This is a genomic window from Nonomuraea aurantiaca, assembly GCF_020215705.1.
In the GTDB taxonomy this organism is placed as follows: Bacteria; Actinomycetota; Actinomycetes; order Streptosporangiales; family Streptosporangiaceae; genus Nonomuraea; species Nonomuraea aurantiaca.
Genome location: NZ_JAIWNB010000007.1, coordinates 270,616 through 285,615, shown reverse-complemented (window position 1 = coordinate 285,615; position 15,000 = coordinate 270,616). Strand labels below are relative to the sequence as shown.

13 protein-coding genes are annotated in these 15,000 nt (G+C 71.2%); 8 read left to right on the top strand and 5 right to left on the bottom strand.

All coding sequences use genetic code 11. The features are described from left to right. Window positions 1-55 precede the first annotated feature (55 nt). Window positions 56-1,057: an LLM class F420-dependent oxidoreductase gene (locus LDL49_RS19420; protein ID WP_225292496.1), complete on the top strand. Its 1,002-nt coding sequence runs from the start codon at window positions 56-58 to the stop codon at window positions 1,055-1,057. Window positions 1,058-1,276: 219 nt separating this feature from the next. Here the strand turns inward: LDL49_RS19420 and LDL49_RS19415 are convergent, their stop codons facing one another. Together LDL49_RS19415 and LDL49_RS19410 are read right to left on the bottom strand one after the other, a co-directional pair. Next, a complete protein-coding gene (locus tag LDL49_RS19415) occupies window positions 1,277-3,259 on the bottom strand; it encodes an FtsX-like permease family protein (RefSeq protein ID WP_225292495.1) in 1,983 nt (660 codons plus the stop codon). Window positions 3,260-3,302: 43 nt separating this feature from the next. Next, window positions 3,303-3,980: an ABC transporter ATP-binding protein gene (locus LDL49_RS19410; RefSeq protein WP_225292494.1), complete on the bottom strand. Its 678-nt coding sequence runs from the start codon at window positions 3,978-3,980 to the stop codon at window positions 3,303-3,305. A 116-nt stretch (window positions 3,981-4,096) separates the two neighbouring features. Between LDL49_RS19410 and LDL49_RS19405 the strand changes: the two genes are divergently transcribed. Continuing rightward, window positions 4,097-4,747, top strand: a complete 651-nt coding sequence (locus LDL49_RS19405; protein ID WP_225292493.1) for a response regulator — start codon at window positions 4,097-4,099, stop codon at window positions 4,745-4,747. A gap of 62 nt (window positions 4,748-4,809) precedes the next feature. Then, window positions 4,810-5,538 (top strand): DUF4328 domain-containing protein, encoded by a 729-nt coding sequence (locus LDL49_RS19400; RefSeq protein ID WP_225292492.1) that lies wholly within the window; start codon window positions 4,810-4,812, stop codon window positions 5,536-5,538. A 44-nt stretch (window positions 5,539-5,582) separates the two neighbouring features. Here the strand turns inward: LDL49_RS19400 and LDL49_RS19395 are convergent, their stop codons facing one another. From LDL49_RS19395 to LDL49_RS19385, 3 genes are all read right to left on the bottom strand, one after another. Beyond that, entirely contained in the window at window positions 5,583-9,203 is a 3,621-nt protein-coding gene (locus LDL49_RS19395) for a DNA polymerase III subunit alpha (RefSeq protein WP_225292618.1), read from the bottom strand. Next, the gene (locus tag LDL49_RS19390) at window positions 9,203-9,469 is read right to left on the bottom strand and encodes a DUF6504 family protein (protein ID WP_225292491.1); all 267 of its coding nucleotides are present in this window, start codon (window positions 9,467-9,469) and stop codon (window positions 9,203-9,205) included. Before LDL49_RS19390 ends, LDL49_RS19395 begins: the two co-directional genes overlap by 1 nt. Before the next feature lie 79 nt (window positions 9,470-9,548). Further along, a complete protein-coding gene (locus LDL49_RS19385; protein ID WP_225292490.1) occupies window positions 9,549-10,295 on the bottom strand; it encodes a GntR family transcriptional regulator in 747 nt (248 codons plus the stop codon). A gap of 112 nt (window positions 10,296-10,407) precedes the next feature. Between LDL49_RS19385 and LDL49_RS19380 the strand changes: the two genes are divergently transcribed. The 5 genes from LDL49_RS19380 to LDL49_RS19360 are packed head-to-tail and all read left to right on the top strand — an operon-like array spanning window position 10,408 to window position 14,974. Continuing rightward, window positions 10,408-11,559: an ABC transporter substrate-binding protein gene (locus tag LDL49_RS19380; RefSeq protein ID WP_225292489.1), complete on the top strand. Its 1,152-nt coding sequence runs from the start codon at window positions 10,408-10,410 to the stop codon at window positions 11,557-11,559. Beyond that, entirely contained in the window at window positions 11,556-12,374 is an 819-nt protein-coding gene (locus LDL49_RS19375; protein WP_225292488.1) for an ABC transporter permease, read from the top strand. Before LDL49_RS19380 ends, LDL49_RS19375 begins: the two co-directional genes overlap by 4 nt. After that, on the top strand, window positions 12,362-13,213 hold the full coding sequence (locus LDL49_RS19370; protein ID WP_225292487.1) for an ABC transporter permease: 852 nt from the start codon (window positions 12,362-12,364) through the stop codon (window positions 13,211-13,213). Before LDL49_RS19375 ends, LDL49_RS19370 begins: the two co-directional genes overlap by 13 nt. After that, window positions 13,210-14,286, top strand: a complete 1,077-nt coding sequence (locus tag LDL49_RS19365) for an ABC transporter ATP-binding protein (RefSeq protein ID WP_225292486.1) — start codon at window positions 13,210-13,212, stop codon at window positions 14,284-14,286. Before LDL49_RS19370 ends, LDL49_RS19365 begins: the two co-directional genes overlap by 4 nt. After that, window positions 14,276-14,974, top strand: coding sequence for an HAD family hydrolase (locus tag LDL49_RS19360; RefSeq protein WP_225292485.1), 699 nt, complete (start codon window positions 14,276-14,278; stop codon window positions 14,972-14,974). The genes LDL49_RS19365 and LDL49_RS19360 overlap by 11 nt, the downstream gene beginning before the upstream one ends. The last annotated feature ends 26 nt before the right edge of the window (window positions 14,975-15,000 follow it).

Genomic DNA, 15,000 nt, shown 5'->3' with positions numbered 1-15,000 from the left:
CATTGACACCCGGCGCCGCCGCAGCCGTAATAGAACTAAATTCCGGAGGTGTCACATGAAGCTTGGCTTACAGCTCGGCTACTGGCAGCGCAACGCGGACGACGCGACCGAAACCGTCCTGACGGCCGAGCGGCTCGGCTATGACTCGATATGGACCGCCGAGGCGTACGGCAGCGATGTCTTCACGCCGCTGGCCTGGTACGGCGCGCGGACCTCGCGCATCAAGCTCGGCACGTCGATCGCCCAGATGTCGGCCAGGCCGCCCGTCACCACGGCGATGACCGCGATGACGCTCGACCACCTCACGGGCGGGCGGCTGCTGCTCGGCATCGGCGCCTCGGGGCCCCAGGTGGTCGAGGGCTGGTACGGCCAGCCGTTCGCCAAGCCGCTGGCCAGGACCCGCGAGTACGTCGACATCATGCGCCAGGTCTGGCGCCGCGAGGAGCCGGTGACCAGCGACGGACCGCACTACCCGCTCCCCCTGGCGGACGGGCTGGGCAAACCGCTCAAGCTCATCACCCACCCGCTGCGGCCCGACATCCCCCTCTATCTCGGGGCGGAAGGGCCCAAGAACGTGGCCCTGGCCGCCGAGCTCGGCCAGGGCTGGCTCCCGCTGTTCGCCTTCCCGTCCAAGATCGAGGAGATGTACGGCGAGGCGCTGTCGGGCGCCGCGCCCGGCTTCGACGTCGCGGCCATGGTCATGGTGGTGATCTCGGACGACGTACGGGCCGCGCTCGACGGCGTGAAGATGATGCTCACGCTGTACATCGGCGGCATGGGCGCCAAGCACCGCAACTTCCACGCCGACATCATCGGCCGGATGGGGTTCGCCGAGTCCGCCGAGCGCATCCAGGCGCTGTACCTGGCCGGGAAGAAGGACGAGGCGTTCCAGGCGATCCCGGACGAGCTGGCGGACGGCATCTCGCTCGTCGGGCCGCCCGGGCGGATCAAGGAACGCCTCGAACTGTGGCGCCAGAGCCCGGTCACCAGCCTGCTGGTGATGGGGCCGCGGGACGAGCGGTCACTGACGATCATCCGCGACCTGGTCCTGAACTGACAGCTCGTGACCATCGACCGTCTCGGTCGCTGTGACGGTCCGTTGTGGCTGAGGTCCCCCGGAGGGATACCCCTCCGGGGGGAGAAGAGGAAGACGGTCCGCAGTGGCTGGGGGCCCTTGGAGGCGCACCCCCTCCGGTGGAGGGGACGACGGCCCGTCGTGGCGGAGGTCCCATGGCGGGAGACCCCGCCGAGGGGCGGAAGGGCGGCGAGCGGTGCGCTAGTCGGGGCGGGGAGCCGGGTCGGCGGTGACCGAGTTGAGGAGCGGTCTGCTCAGCGCCCCTGCCCCGATCACCCCGGCGAAGCCGAGGCCGACGCAGAGCAACAGCGTGATCACCCCGGTCGAGTTCACCGCGCCGATCATGAAGGGTGCCGCGCAGAACGCGCCGACCAGGATCGCGCCGCCGCCCATCACCGTGAGCGGGATGAGCGTCTCGGCCCTGCGTGCCTTGTCGAGCACCTCCAGCGGCGTGCCCGCCAGGCGCAGCAGCCCGTACGTCTGGCGGCGGTCGAGGATCGACGACGCGGCCGTGATCCCGGCACTGGCGATGGCGACCAGGAACGACACCGACAGCACCACCACCGTGCCCGCGCGGACGTCGGCCAGGATCTGGACGCCGAAGTGCTCGTCGTCGGCGTCCGTGGTGGGCGTGTGCCCGGGAACCAGCCCGGCCAGCGCCGTACGGGCCCGGTCGACGGTAGCGGCGTCGGCCGAGGTGCCGAGAGCGACGGCGACGACCTTCTTCACCGGCTTCACCGTGGCCGTGATCCCCGCCTCCTTCAGCCGGGTGCGCGCCTGCTCGGCAACGGCGGCCGTCTGATCCGCCGGAACGGCGATCTGGAGCTGCCCAGTAACGCCGGTGCTGTTGAAGACGCCCGGACTGAGCAGGCAGAGGAACCCGGCGACGAAGCCGGTCATGGCCACCCCGCTCACCGTGCGCCACGCGGAGCGCGGATCGTCCACCAGCCGCCGGCCCGCCAGCAGCCGGGCGGGCCGGTTCGCCCGCCTCGCCGTGACGCGTCCGATGATCCCGACCACCCACGGGCCGACCAGGTTGACGCAGAGGAAGGCCAGGCCGATCACCACCGCGATGGGACCCACGGCGTTGCCCCGGCTCAGCAGCGGAACGGCGGCGAGCACCGCGAGCAGGACGACGACCCTGACGAAGCGCATGGCGGGAGGCGTCTCCCGCTTGGCCACCCCGAGCGGGCTGACCACGACCCGCCGCAGCCCCACCACGGCCGAGAGCCCCACCAGCAGCGGGACCGCGACCAGCAGCCCGCCCAGGACCAGCGGGCTCGGCCACAGGTCGGAGACGAACCACGGCCCGCCGCCGATCTGGATCCCGGCCAGCAGCGGCGCCGCCAGGGCGTAGGCGAGCGTGCCCGTGACCGCCCCCGCGAGGGCCACGATCATCGCCTCGGCCACGGTCATCCCGACCACCTGGCCGGGCGTGGCGCCGACCAGCCTGAGCGTGGCCAGGCGCTGGTCCCTCCTGGCCACGGTGAGCCGGGCCGCCGCGCCCCCGAACACCAGCAGCGGCACGATCATGAGCACGCCGGCGATGAGCGCCAGCACCTGGTAGGCCTCGGCGTCCTCCGTCGGCTCCCCCGCCAGGCTCGCCACCTTCACCGGGGGTTTGGCGATGATCCAGTCATCGCTCCGCTGCGCGGTCAGCTCGGGCGCGTCCGGCTTGCGGCCGACGACCGCGATCAGTTCGCCCGGATAGAGCAGCGCCTCCTCGCCGAGCACGCCCTTGGTGCCCGGGAAGCGGGCGGCGAGCTGGTCGGCGGGCAACTGCTCGGCCAGCTCTTTCAGCGCCGGGGAGAGCCAGACCTCGCCGGGCGCGGGGAAGCGGGCCAGGCCGGGCGGCGGCGCGGGCGCCTCCGCCCCGAGCGCCCCCAGGTCGACGACGGTGATGTCCTTGTCGCGGACGAAGTCATGACGGGACGCCTCGATCGCCACCGCCTTGCCCTTTTCCTGAACGCCCTTTTCCTGAACGCCCTTTTCCTGAACGCCCGTGGTCGCGACCGGGTTGCGCCAGGCGCTCCGGTCGGCTCTGGCCTCGAAGGCGTAGTTGGCGGCCACCGCGAACAGCAGCAGCGCCATGGAGACGGCGACGGCCCCCAGGGTCAGCCAGGTGCCCAGCAGGCCCTTGCGCCCGCCGCCCTTGAGCAGCCGCCAGGTCAGGTCCAGGTTCACGCGCGTACCCCGTCCTTGTGCAGCCGCCAGGTCAAGTTCGGGTTCACGCGCGTACCCCGCCCGCGAGCAGGTGGCCGTCGCGGACCTCGACCGTGCGGTCGCACCAGCCGGCCACGTTGGGGTCGTGGGTCACCACGATCAGGCAGGCGCCGTTGTGCTTGGTCGCCTCGACCAGCAGCCGCATCGTCTCCTCGCCGGTCGTCTGGTCGAGCGCGCCGGTCGGCTCGTCGGCGAAGACCACCGCGGGCTTGGTGACCAGCGCCCTGGCGATGGCGACGCGCTGCGCCTGGCCGCCCGACAGCTCGCCGGGCCGCCGGGTCTCCATGCCGTGCAGGCCGAGGGGCCCGAACCAGTCGCGGGCCTGCCGTACGGCCTGCGCCCTCGGTACGTCGCCGAGCATCAGCGGCAGGGCCACGTTCTCCTCGGCGGGCAGCTCAGGCAGGAGCTGGCCGAACTGGAAGACGAAGCCGAACCGGGTGCGGCGCAGCGCGCTGCGGCCGCGTTCGCGCATGTTGTCGATGCGCTGGCCGAGCAGGTGCACCTCGCCGGAGTCGGGCTTCATGATGCCGGCCAGGCAGTGCAGCAGGGTTGATTTGCCGGAGCCGCTCGGACCCATGATCGCCACGGCCTCCCCGGCCCGGACCGCGAGGTCCACTCCGTCCAGGGCCACCGTCTGCCCGAACCGCTTGGCCAGGGCTCGTCCAACAAGCACGTCGTTCATGGTGCCGAGCCTCTCGCCGGGGAGGGGTCCGGCGGATCAGCCGGACGTCCGGTTCCCCATCGGCCGAACGGCTGATCCTGGAATTGCCGATGCGGGCTGATCCTAGAGTTGTGGGCGTGACTATTCGCGTGCTCATCGCCGACGATCAACAGCTTGTACGTACCGGATTCCAGATGATTCTGGATGCGCAGCCGGACATGGAGGTCGTGGCGGCGGTCGCCGACGGCGCGGAGGCGGTGTCCGAGGCACGGCGGCTCAGGCCGGACGTCTGCCTGCTCGACATCCGGATGCCCAAGCTGGACGGCATCGAGGTGACCCGCGCCCTGGCCGGCCCCGGCGTCGAGAACCCCATGCGGGTCGTCATCGTCACCACCTTCGACCTGGACGAGTACGTCTACGGCGCGCTGCGGGCGGGCGCCCTCGGCTTCCTGCTCAAGGACAGCGGGCCCACTCTGCTGATCGAGGCGGTCAAGGCGGCGGCGAGCGGTGACTCGCTGGTGTCGCCTTCGGTGACGGTACGCCTGCTGCAGCACCTGGCCCAGCCCAAGATCCGCGTCCCCGCCCCGCTGAACGACCCGCTGACCGACCGCGAGCTGGACGTCGTACGCCTGGTGGCGCGGGGCCGGACGAACCAGGAAGTGGCCGGCGAGCTGTTCGTCTCACTTTCGACGGTGAAGACCCATCTCGGGAGCATCCAACGGAAGCTCCGTGTCCGCAATCGGGTGGGAATCGCAGCTTGGGCGTGGGAATCCGGTGTCGTCAGCTGATTAATGACCCGGCTGATTAACAAGGAGCCTGGCGGGATAGAAGTGAAGCAGAACCTCAGCGCATGGCCCGGGGGGAGAACAACGTGCGCTACGCCCAGGCATCGCCCACTAGGGCCGCTTCTGTCGTCTACGTGACTCTTGCCGCACAGGTCCTCTCCCTGGGCGCTCTCGTGATCTTCGAACAGGCTCGCGGTCGCCGCCTCGCCACTCAGCTCGCGGCGTTCGGCGGCCGTCCGCACGGCGCCGACGCCCAGGCGCTGGTCGGGGCCGTGACGGTGTTCGCCGTGCTGATGATGCTGGTCGCGGGCACGGCGATCGCCGCCGCGGCGGCCTACGTCACCTGGCTCGTCCGGGCCCGGCAGGTCAACGACCGCTCGGCCCCCACGGGCCCGGTGGCCGCCGCCTGGTTGATCCCCGGCGTCAACCTGATCGCGCCGCCGCTCCTGCTGGACCAGGTGTGGCGGGGCGCCGGCCCGCCCTACGACCGGCGGCCTCGTTGGCTTGCCCTGCTGGCCACCTGGTGGCTGACCTGGCTCGCCACGCTCGCTCTGGTGACCATTCGCCTCCCGCTCGACTCCTCGTCGGGCGACCTGACGGGCATCGGCCTTCCGGAGCTCGCCTGCGCGACGGTGTCGGCCCTGCTGTGCGCGGCCACAGTCCGCGACATCACCCGCATCCAGTGCTCCACGTCCAGCGCCAGGGGCCGGGGCCGCCTCCGCAACGCGGGCACGGTCACCCGGCTCCCCCAGCCGCCCCCCGAATCCACCACCCCGCTCGAACAGACGGGTTGACGGTCGCCAGAAGACCCGAGCTCCCCTGGTCGCCATGGCCGGGGTCATGCCGCGCTAGGACCCGAACTCCCCTGGCTGGCGTGCCAGAGGCGGCGGGTGGGCGGCGCGACCACCGGCCCCAGGTCCGCGTACGGGGACAGCCGGAAGCCGTTGGCGTACTCGATGCGGCGCCCGCCGACCCCGGCCGCATCCTCGGGAGCCTGGTCGAGCAGCGCTCTGACCGCCTCGATCCCGCTCGATCGCCACAAGGCGTCGAGGTCGACCAGGTTCCAGCAGTCCACCGCGCGCATCGAGATCGCCCGGGTCCCCGTGCGCCGGACCACGCCTCGCGCCACCATGAGCCACGACCCGAACACCGTCGCCGCGCACCGCCCCTGCACCGACTCGAAGAACGTCAGGTCGATCGGCCCCGTCGAGTCGTCCAGCGTGGTGAAGATGACGCGCTGCCCCGAGCGTACGGCGGGCGTCTGGGTGGCCACCTTGACCCCGGCGACCAGCACCTCGGCCCCGTTGCGCTGGTTCAGCAGGTCCTTGGAGCGCACCACCCCGATCGCGTCGAGCAGTTCGTCGTGGAAGCTGATGACGTGGCGGCTGATGTCGATGCCCAGGATCTCCAACTCGGCCTCCACCATCTCGGTCTCGGTCATCTCGGGCAGTTCGCCGGGCGCGATGTGCTCGGCGAAGCCCAGCGGAAGCTGCACCGCCGCCTCCTCGGGCTGGGCGGCAAGACGAGCGGCGGGCGGGGTGTAGCGCTTGGACTTCGCGGCGGACGGCTTGACGCCCGACGTGGAGGCCCGTTCGAGGACGCCGACCTGGGCGATCAGGTCGCGGCGGGTCAGCCGCCCCGGCCGCCAGCGCGCCCCGCCCGGATGCAGGTCGTGCAGGTCGTCGAGGCCGCCCACCTGGACGATCCGCTCGATGACCGGCCGCGACGGGCGGGCGCGGTCCCAGAAGTCGGCGAGCGACGTGTACGGCTGGCCGGCCACCATGCGCCCCACCTCCGCCTCGCTCACTCCCTTGATCGCGGAGAACGGCACACGCAGCGCGTAGCCCTTCCCGATCTCCCCGATCCGGAAGTCGCCCGGCTCGATCCTGAGCCGCACCCGCGGGCCGAGCCGTTCCACCCGCCAGTCCTTGCCGGACCTGTTCACGTCGAGCGGCAGGATCTCGACCCCGCACTGCCGCGCCTCGTCGATGATCACGCGTTGCGGGTACATGCCGGGCTCATGCGTGAGCACCCCGGCGAAGAACGCGGCCGCGTGGTGCCGCTTGAGCCAGGCCGACTGGTAGGTGGGCAGCGCGAACGCCGCCGCGTGCGCCTTGCAGAACCCGAACGCGCCGAACGCGTCGAGCACCTTCCACGCCTTGTCCACGGCCGCGTCGCCGAACCCGTTGGACCTGGCCAGCGGCACGAAGTGCTTGCGCACCCGCTCGCGCCCCTCCGGCGAGGCCAGCGTGCGCCGCAGCGTCTCGGCGAACGACAGGTCGCGGCCCGTCATCACCTCGATGATCTTGAGTACCTGCTCGTGGAAGACCACGACGCCGTGCGTCTCCTTCAGCGCGCCGCGCAGCCGCTCGTGCGGATAGTGCGGCTTGCGCCACCCGTGTCTGGCCTCCAGGTAGGGCGTGACCATGTCGGAGTTCACCGGCCCCGGCCTGAACAGCGAGATGTCCACGATCAGGTCGTGCATCTTGCGCGGCTCCAGCTTGGCGACCAGCTCGCGCTGGCCGGGCGACTCGATCTGGAAGCAGCCGAGCGTACGGCTGGCGCAGATCATGTCGTAGGTGGCCTGGTCGTCGTGGGGCACGTACTCGACGCCGGGCTCCGATCCGTGCTGCGTGTCGAGGTCGACCACGACGTCGTCCACCCGCTGGATCTCGCTCAGTGTGTAGGCCATCGCCGACTGCATCCGTACGCCCAGCACGTCGAGCTTGAGCAGCCCGGCCTCCTCCACGTCGTCCTTGTCGAACTGCGACATCGGGAACTCCAGCAGGCTCCGCTCCACCGGCGTCCTGTCACGCAGCTCCGCATTGCCGATGAGCACCCCGCACGGGTGCAGCGCGATGTGCCTGGGCAGCCCGTCGAGCCGCTCCGCCAGCCGGAACACCCGCTCCAGCCCGGCCTCGCCGAGCCGGCTGTCGCGCAGCTCGGGCAGGTCGTTCAGCGAGGCGGTGATCTGCTTGGCCCTGATGTGCGGGAACGCCTTGGCGATCGCGTCGATCTCGTGCGGCGGCAGCCCCATGGCCCCCGCCACGTCCCGGATCGCGCTGCGCGCCCGGTAGGTCTCCATCATCGAGACGCAGGCCACCCGCGACTCGCCGTACCTGTCGAAGATGGCCTTGTAGCAGTCGAGCCGGCGCGCGGACTCCACGTCCACGTCGATGTCGGGCAGCCCGATGCGGCCGTCGGACAGGAAGCGCTCCATGAGCAGGCCGTGTTCGAGCGGGTTCACCTCGCCGATGCCGATGAGGTAGTTGACCAGGCTGCCCGCTCCCGAGCCGCGGATCGCGCAGCGGATGCCCATGCCGCGGATCATGTCGGTGATGCCAGCCACGGCTATGAAATATCCGGACAGACGTTTCCGCTCGATGACGTCCATCTCGGCTCGCAGGCGGTCCCTGGCGTCGTCGGAGCGGTCCAGCCCGCGCGAGTTCAGCCCGTCCTCGACGCGGTGGCGCAGCAGCGGCACCGGGTCGCGGCCGACCTCGGGCAGGTGCAGGTTCGGTGGGTCGTGCTTCAGCGCGAGCAGGTCGACCGGGTCGATCGCGCACGCCTCGGCCAGCGCGCGGGTGGTGTGCAGGAGGCGGCCGACCCGGTCGGGGTCGGCCCCGCAGATCTTGGCCGCCACCTGCCGCATCTCCTTGGTGCCCTTGAGGTAGGCGTGCGAGGTGGTGCGCTCCAGATGGCGCGGGTGCAGCGGTACGAGCTGCCGCGCCGCGTCGAGCACGTCGCCCACCTGGTGGTCGGCGGGGTCCAGGTATCTGACGGCATTGGTGAGCACGGCCGGCACGCCCCGGGACTCGGCCAGGGCGAGCATCCGGACGGCGGTGGTGGCGTCGCGGAAGCCGTACTGGTCGACCAGCTCGATCACCACGCCCGGCACGGTGGCCAGCCACAGGTTGAGCAGCGCCCTGGCGTGCTCGTCACGCCGCTCGGCCACGGCGCGGCCCACATCGGAACGCGGTCCGAGCAGCACCGTCAGCCCGCCCCCGGCCATGGAGGCGATCAGGTCGCGCGTCACCTCGGGCGCGCCGCGCTCGCCCGCGTAGTGGGCGGCCGTGACCAGGCGCACCAACGAGGACCAGCCGCCCGCCCTGGCCAGCACCGTGACCCGGTCCTGGGCCCCCGGCCCGGTCCTGGGCCGCCCCCGGCCGCCCGGTCCGGCGCCGGCCCGCTCCCAGCTTCCCGGTCCGGCGCCTCCGCGCACACCTGGGCGGGCCGCGGAACCCGCCAGTGCGAAGTTGACCCCGAACACCGAGGCGATCCGGGCCTCCGCGCACGCCTGGGCGTGCTTGATCGCGCCGTAGAGACCGTCGCGGTCGGTCAGCGCGAGGATGTCCATCCCGTCCTCGGCCGCCCGCCGCACCAGCGCCTGCGGAAAGGCGGTGCCGTAGCGCATCGAGTAGGCGGAGCTCACGTTCAGGTGAGGGAACGGCGGCGCCATCAGTCCCACGCCCGCAGGAGCAGCCACCCGCCACTGGCGGTGTCGAACCGCAACTCGTAGGACCCGACCTCGCGCCCCGGGCTGGCCTCCACCCGCCAGAACTGCCGCTCACCGGGATCGTTCTCGTCGATCTTCCACCACTCGCGGGCCACCACCCACTGGTCGAGGACCCGGCGGACGAGATAGAGACGATCGCGCCAGACGAACTGGGTCGGCTGCCCGTCCCTGGTCCACACCTCTATCGGATCGCCATAGAGTCTGCTCAAGACGCTTCTCCCCGCGGCTCTGGTGCCTATGCTGAGCCACCCGGGGGAAGGCGGGCGCTTATGTCTCGAACATATGTTCTTACGCCCCGAAACGCAAGTCGCCTGCCTGCCGCACCAGAGGGTTGGCGTCGATCGAGTTGCGGATGCTGAAGACCACGCTGCCCGCCCGGTAGCGGTCGTCCGACCACTCCACCGGCCTGCCCTCGTGCGTGGTGGTGATGCGGCGCTGACGCAGCAGCGGGCTGCCACGCCGTACGCCCAGCAGATCGGCGTCACGGACGCCCGCGGAGACGGCGTCGATGAGGTGCTCGCCGTAGGCGAAGACCAGCCCGATCGAGTCGTACAGCGCCTCGGTGACCGACTCGCAGCCGGGCGCGAGCCCTTCGACGGCGGCGGCCACCCAGCCCGCGTACACCGTGCGCTCGACCAGGACGGGCTCGTCCTCCAGTGTGCGCAGCCGGAGCACGTCGAGCACCTCCTCGGTGCCGAGCCTGGCGGCCTCGGCGGGGCCGGCCGCCCTGCGCCTCTGGGCGATCACCTGGCCGCCGTAGCGGTAGCCGTTGGCGCGCGCCCACTGCGCGAAGCTGTGCAGCTCGGCGAAGCTCTGGCTGCGCGCCTTGCCCAGCACGATGCGCCTGGCCCCCTGCCGGGAGCCGACGAGACCCTCGGCGACCAGCACCGCCACCGCCTGGCGTACGGTGCCGCGGGCGGCGCGGTAGCGCCCGGCCAGCTCCGCCTCCGTGGGCAGTTGCGAGCCGATCGGATGTACGCCGGTGAGTATGTCGTCCCGCAGCTCATCGGCGATCCGTTCATAACGCGCAACCATCCGCGACCTTTCGCATTCATGAAAGAGCAATCTTCATGGGACTTACTTGTGCTGGCTTGTTTGTACAAGTTCCTTTAACTTCTTTCCACACCCCCCGGAGAGTGGAGCCGACGTGTTCACACCTCGTACCCGCGCCGCAGGCGTCATCGCAGCACTTACCGTAGCCACGGCGGCGTGTGGCGCCGCCCCTGGCACACAGGAGACCAAGGCGTCAGAGGGCGGGGTGAACGCGAAGACCGCCACCTCCGCCGCAGATTTCGGTGGCCTGGACAAACTCGTCGAGGCGGCGAAGAAGGAGGGCAACCTCCATGTCATCGCGCTGCCGCCCGACTGGGCCAACTACGGCGAGATCATCAAGGGGTTCACCGCCAAGTACGGGATCAAGATCGAGAGCGAGGACCCCGACGCGGCCAGCGCCGACGAGATCACCGCGGTGAAGACCCGCAAGGGCCAGGACCGCGCGCCCGACGTGCTCGACCTCGGCCAGTCGTTCGCGATCAGCGGCGCCAAGGAGGGGCTGTTCGCGCTCTACAAGGTGCAGGCGTTCGACAAGATCCCCGAGGGGCAGAAGGAGCCGACCGGGCTCTGGACCAACGACTACGGCGGCTACGTGTCGATCGGCTGCGACGCCAAGAAGATCAGCGCCTGCCCGACGAGCTTCGCCGACCTGCTCAAGCCCGAGTACAAGGGCAAGGTCGCGATGAACGGCAACCCGACCAAGTCCGGCTCGGCCTTCGCCGGCGTCTACGCCGCCTCGATCGCCAACGGCGGCTCCTTCGACGACATCCAGCCGGGCCTGGAGTTCTTCAAGAAGCTGAAGGCCGCGGGCAACTACAACCCGGTGGAGACCACCCCGGCGACGATCGAGAAGGGCGAGACCCAGATCAGCATCGACTGGGACTACAACAACGCCGCCTACGCGCCCGAGATGTCCGCCAAGGGCCTCGACTGGAAGGTGAACGTCCCCTCGGACGGCAAGTACTTCCAGATGTACGCCCAGGCCGTCAACAAGGACGCCCCCCACCCGGCCGCGGCCCGCCTCTGGCAGGAATACCTCTACAGCGCCGAGGGCCAGAACCTCTACCTCAAGGGCTTCGCCAGGCCGGTGCTCCTACCGTCCATGACCACCGACGGCTCGGTCGACAAGGCCGCCGCCGACGCGCTGCCCAAGGTCGAGGGCACGCCCACGTTCCCCACCCCCGAGCAGGTGGACGCGGCCAAGGCCAAACTGGCCAGCGGCTGGGACGCCGCTGTCTCGGGATGACCCGCGCCAAGGGGTGGCTCGGCGCGCTGCCCCTGCTGGTCTTCTTCGCGCTGGTCTTCGGCATCCCCGCCATCGCGCTGGTGGCGGGGGCGTTCACCGCGAACGGCGAGCCGAGCCTGGCGAACGTCGGTCAGAGCCTCCAGGGCGGCTACCTCACCGCGATGGCCGGCAGCGTCCAGCTCTCGGCCGTGGTGGCGCTGGCCGGGGCCGTGCTCGGCACGTTCCTCGCCCAGGCCGTGGTGACCTCACGGTTCGCCCTGCTGCGCGAGGCGGTGCTGACGGCCTCCGGCGTGCTGGCCAACTTCGGCGGCGTGCCGCTGGCCTTCTTCTGGATCGCCACGCTCGGCAACTCCGGCGTGATCAGCGGGCTCCTCGGGCTGCCGTCCGGCGCGCTGTACACCTTCTGGGGGCTGGTGATCGTCTACCTGTACTTCGCGATCCCGCTGATGGTGCTGGTCATGGCGCCCGCGCTGGACGGGCTGCGGCCGCAGTGGCGGGAGGCGGCGGCCAACAACGGGGCGACGGCCTGGCAGTTCTGGCGCTTCGTCGGGCTGCCGGTGCTCACGCCGGCCATGCTCGGCGGGGTGGTGCTGCTGTTCGGCAGCGCGTTCGCGGCCTTCGCGACGGCCAACGCCATGGTCGGGACCGTGGTGCCCCTGGTGACCCTGAAGATCGCCAGCGCGCTCACGGGTGACGTGCTGATCGGCTACGAGAACATCGCGCTCGCGCTCAGCCTCGACATGATCGTGGTGGCCGGGCTGGTCATGGCGATCTACCTGCCGCTGCAGAAGAGGAGCACCCGATGGCTGCGCTGACCGGACTGGAGCCGGTGACCGCTCCTGTACGCGCGCCGTCCCGGCCCAGGCTCTGGCGCGGGGCGGTGTTCCTGCTGGCCGCCGCGTACTTCCTGATCCCGCTCGGGGCCTCGCTCTGGTACACGATCTACACGCCCACCGCCGGGGTGTCGTTCGCGGCCTACGGGGAGTTGCTGACGGCCGAGGGCTTCGGGTCGTCGCTGCTGCTGTCCATGTCGCTGGCCGTCGCGACGATCGTGCTGGCCCTGCTGCTCACCCTGCCGGCGATGCTGGCCGTACGGCTCAGCGCGCCGCGGCTGCGCCCCGTGATGGAGGTGGTCTGCACGCTGCCGCTGGTGGTGCCGCCGATCACGTTCGTGGCCGGGCTCACCACGTCGCTGCGTACCGGCACGGATGTGCTCGCTCCGACGCCGTTCTGGGCCACGCTGATCGCGGTGCAGAACCCGGCGTTCCCCGTCGTGCTCGTGCTCGCGTACGTGGTGCTGGTGCTGCCGTTCGTCTACCGCTCGCTCGACGCCGGGCTGCGCACCATGGACGTGCGCACGCTCGTCGAGGCGGCCCGCAATCTGGGCGCGTCGTGGCCGCACGTGTTGTTCCGGGTGATCATCCCGAACCTGCGCTCGGCCCTGGCCAGCGCGTCGTTCCTGACGCTCGCCCTGGTGCTGGGCGAGTTCACCGTGGCCCGGCTGCTGGGCTACCAGCCGTTCGCGGTGTGGATCGTGACGATCTCCGGGTCCAAGGGCCAGCTGTCGGTCGCGGTGTCCATTCTCAGCCTGTTGCTCATCTGGCTGCTACTGCTCGCGGTGTCCACCGCGTTCTCCGGAAAGGAGCGGAAATGACGGCTCAGGTGGAGTTCCGGGGGCTGCGGCGGGTGTTCGGCAAGACGGTGGCGCTGGACGGCTTCGACCTGACGATCGCGCCGGGCGAGTTCGTCGCGCTGCTGGGGCCCTCCGGCTGCGGCAAGACGACGGCGCTGCGGTGCGTGGCCGGGTTCGAACGACCCGACTCCGGCGCCGTGCTCGTCGACGGCGAGGACATCACCGACGTGCCCGCCAACAAGCGCGACGCGGGCATGGTCTTCCAGTCCTACTCCCTCTTCCCCAACCTCAACGCCCGCGACAACGTCGCCTTCGGCCTGCGCGTACGCAAGGTGCCCGTGGCCACCAGGCGCGCCAAAGCGGACGAACTCCTCGAACTCGTCGGCCTCCCCTCCCACGCCGACCGCTTCCCGCACCAGCTCTCCGGCGGCCAGCAGCAGCGCGTCGCCCTGGCCCGCGCGCTGGCGCTGGAGCCGCGGGTGCTGCTGCTCGACGAGCCGCTGTCGGCACTGGACGCCAAGGTACGGGTCTCGCTGCGCGAGGAGATCCGCCGCCTCCAGCTCGACCTCGGCATCACCACCATCTTCGTCACCCACGACCAGGAGGAGGCGCTGTCGATCGCCGACCGGGTCGCGGTCCTGCGCGACGGCCGCCTCGAACAGTGCGGGCCGCCCGCCGAGGTCTACGACCGCCCGGCCACCCCGTTCGTGGCCGAGTTCGTGGGCACCATGAACCACCTGGCCGGCCACGTCTCGGGCGACAAGGTGAGGGTGCTGGGCCAGCTGCTCCCCGTGGACGGCGAGCCCGCCGGCACCCGGGAGGTGGACGTACTGATCCGCCCCGAGGCCGTACGGGTGACCCCCGATCCGGAGGGCAAGGCGGAGATCCTCGCCGCCTCCTTCCGCGGCGCCTCGGTCCGGCTCCGGGTGGCGTTGTCGGGGGGCGAGGTGCTGGCCGACGTACCGGGCCACGAGGCGCTGAGCCTGGCACCCGGCACCCGGGTGACGGTCCGTCTGGTGGAGCGACCCGTACTGGTGGCCGAGAGGACGGTCACGGTCCCCTCCCCGGCCTCGGAACCGGCCGATGCCGTCTGAGCCGCCACAGGCCGTCCTGTTCGACGCCGTCCTTTTTGACATGGACGGCACGCTGGTGGACACCGAGGGACTCTGGTGGCAGGCCACGGCCGCGGTGGCGCGGACCCTCGGCGTCGAACTGGGCCCCGCCGACACACCGGACGTCCTCGGCCGCGCGGCCGAGGACGTGGCGGCCCACCTGCTGGCCACCGCCGAACCCGGCCCCCTGGCCACCGCCCAGCCCGACCCCAGCCCTACCGGCAGGGCCCGCCACCTCCCCGACACCGCCCATCGGCTCTCCAGCATCGCCCGGCAGCTCATCGATGCCTTCGCCGCGCGCATCACCAAGCAGCCCGGAGGCGTGCCGCTGATCCCCGGCGCCCTCGACCTCCTCGGCGAGCTGCACGCGGAAGGCATTCCGACCGCCCTGGTCAGCGCCTCACCGCGGAGCATCGTCCACCTGGTGCTGCCCCAGCTGGACCACGACTTCAACCTGATCCTGACGGCCGAGGACACCGCCCGCGGCAAGCCGCACCCGGACCCGTACCTGACGGCCGCGAACCGGCTCGGCGTGGACCCTCGTCGCTGCGTCGCGATCGAGGACAGCCCCACCGGAATCGCCGCCGCCACGGCCGCCGGCTGCCGCGTCATGGTGATCGAGGCCGTACACGGACTCCCCAGCCTGCACTCGCTGCGCGATGTCACGTGAGCATCGAGTCATCCGCCGATCGAGCA

Bases quoted from the DNA above. Each gene is read 5' to 3' on its own strand.
- LDL49_RS19420 (WP_225292496.1), top strand. From the start codon at position 56: ATGAAGCTTGGCTTACAGCTCGGCTACTGGCAGCGCAACGCGGACGAC.
- LDL49_RS19410 (WP_225292494.1), bottom strand. From the start codon at position 3,980: ATGAACGACGTGCTTGTTGGACGAGCCCTGGCCAAGCGGTTCGGGCAG.
- LDL49_RS19400 (WP_225292492.1), top strand. From the start codon at position 4,810: ATGGCCCGGGGGGAGAACAACGTGCGCTACGCCCAGGCATCGCCCACT.
- LDL49_RS19395 (WP_225292618.1), bottom strand. From the start codon at position 9,203: ATGGCGCCGCCGTTCCCTCACCTGAACGTGAGCTCCGCCTACTCGATG.
- LDL49_RS19385 (WP_225292490.1), bottom strand. From the start codon at position 10,295: ATGGTTGCGCGTTATGAACGGATCGCCGATGAGCTGCGGGACGACATA.
- LDL49_RS19375 (WP_225292488.1), top strand. From the start codon at position 11,556: ATGACCCGCGCCAAGGGGTGGCTCGGCGCGCTGCCCCTGCTGGTCTTC.
- LDL49_RS19370 (WP_225292487.1), top strand. From the start codon at position 12,362: ATGGCTGCGCTGACCGGACTGGAGCCGGTGACCGCTCCTGTACGCGCG.
- LDL49_RS19365 (WP_225292486.1), top strand. From the start codon at position 13,210: ATGACGGCTCAGGTGGAGTTCCGGGGGCTGCGGCGGGTGTTCGGCAAG.
- LDL49_RS19360 (WP_225292485.1), top strand. From the start codon at position 14,276: ATGCCGTCTGAGCCGCCACAGGCCGTCCTGTTCGACGCCGTCCTTTTT.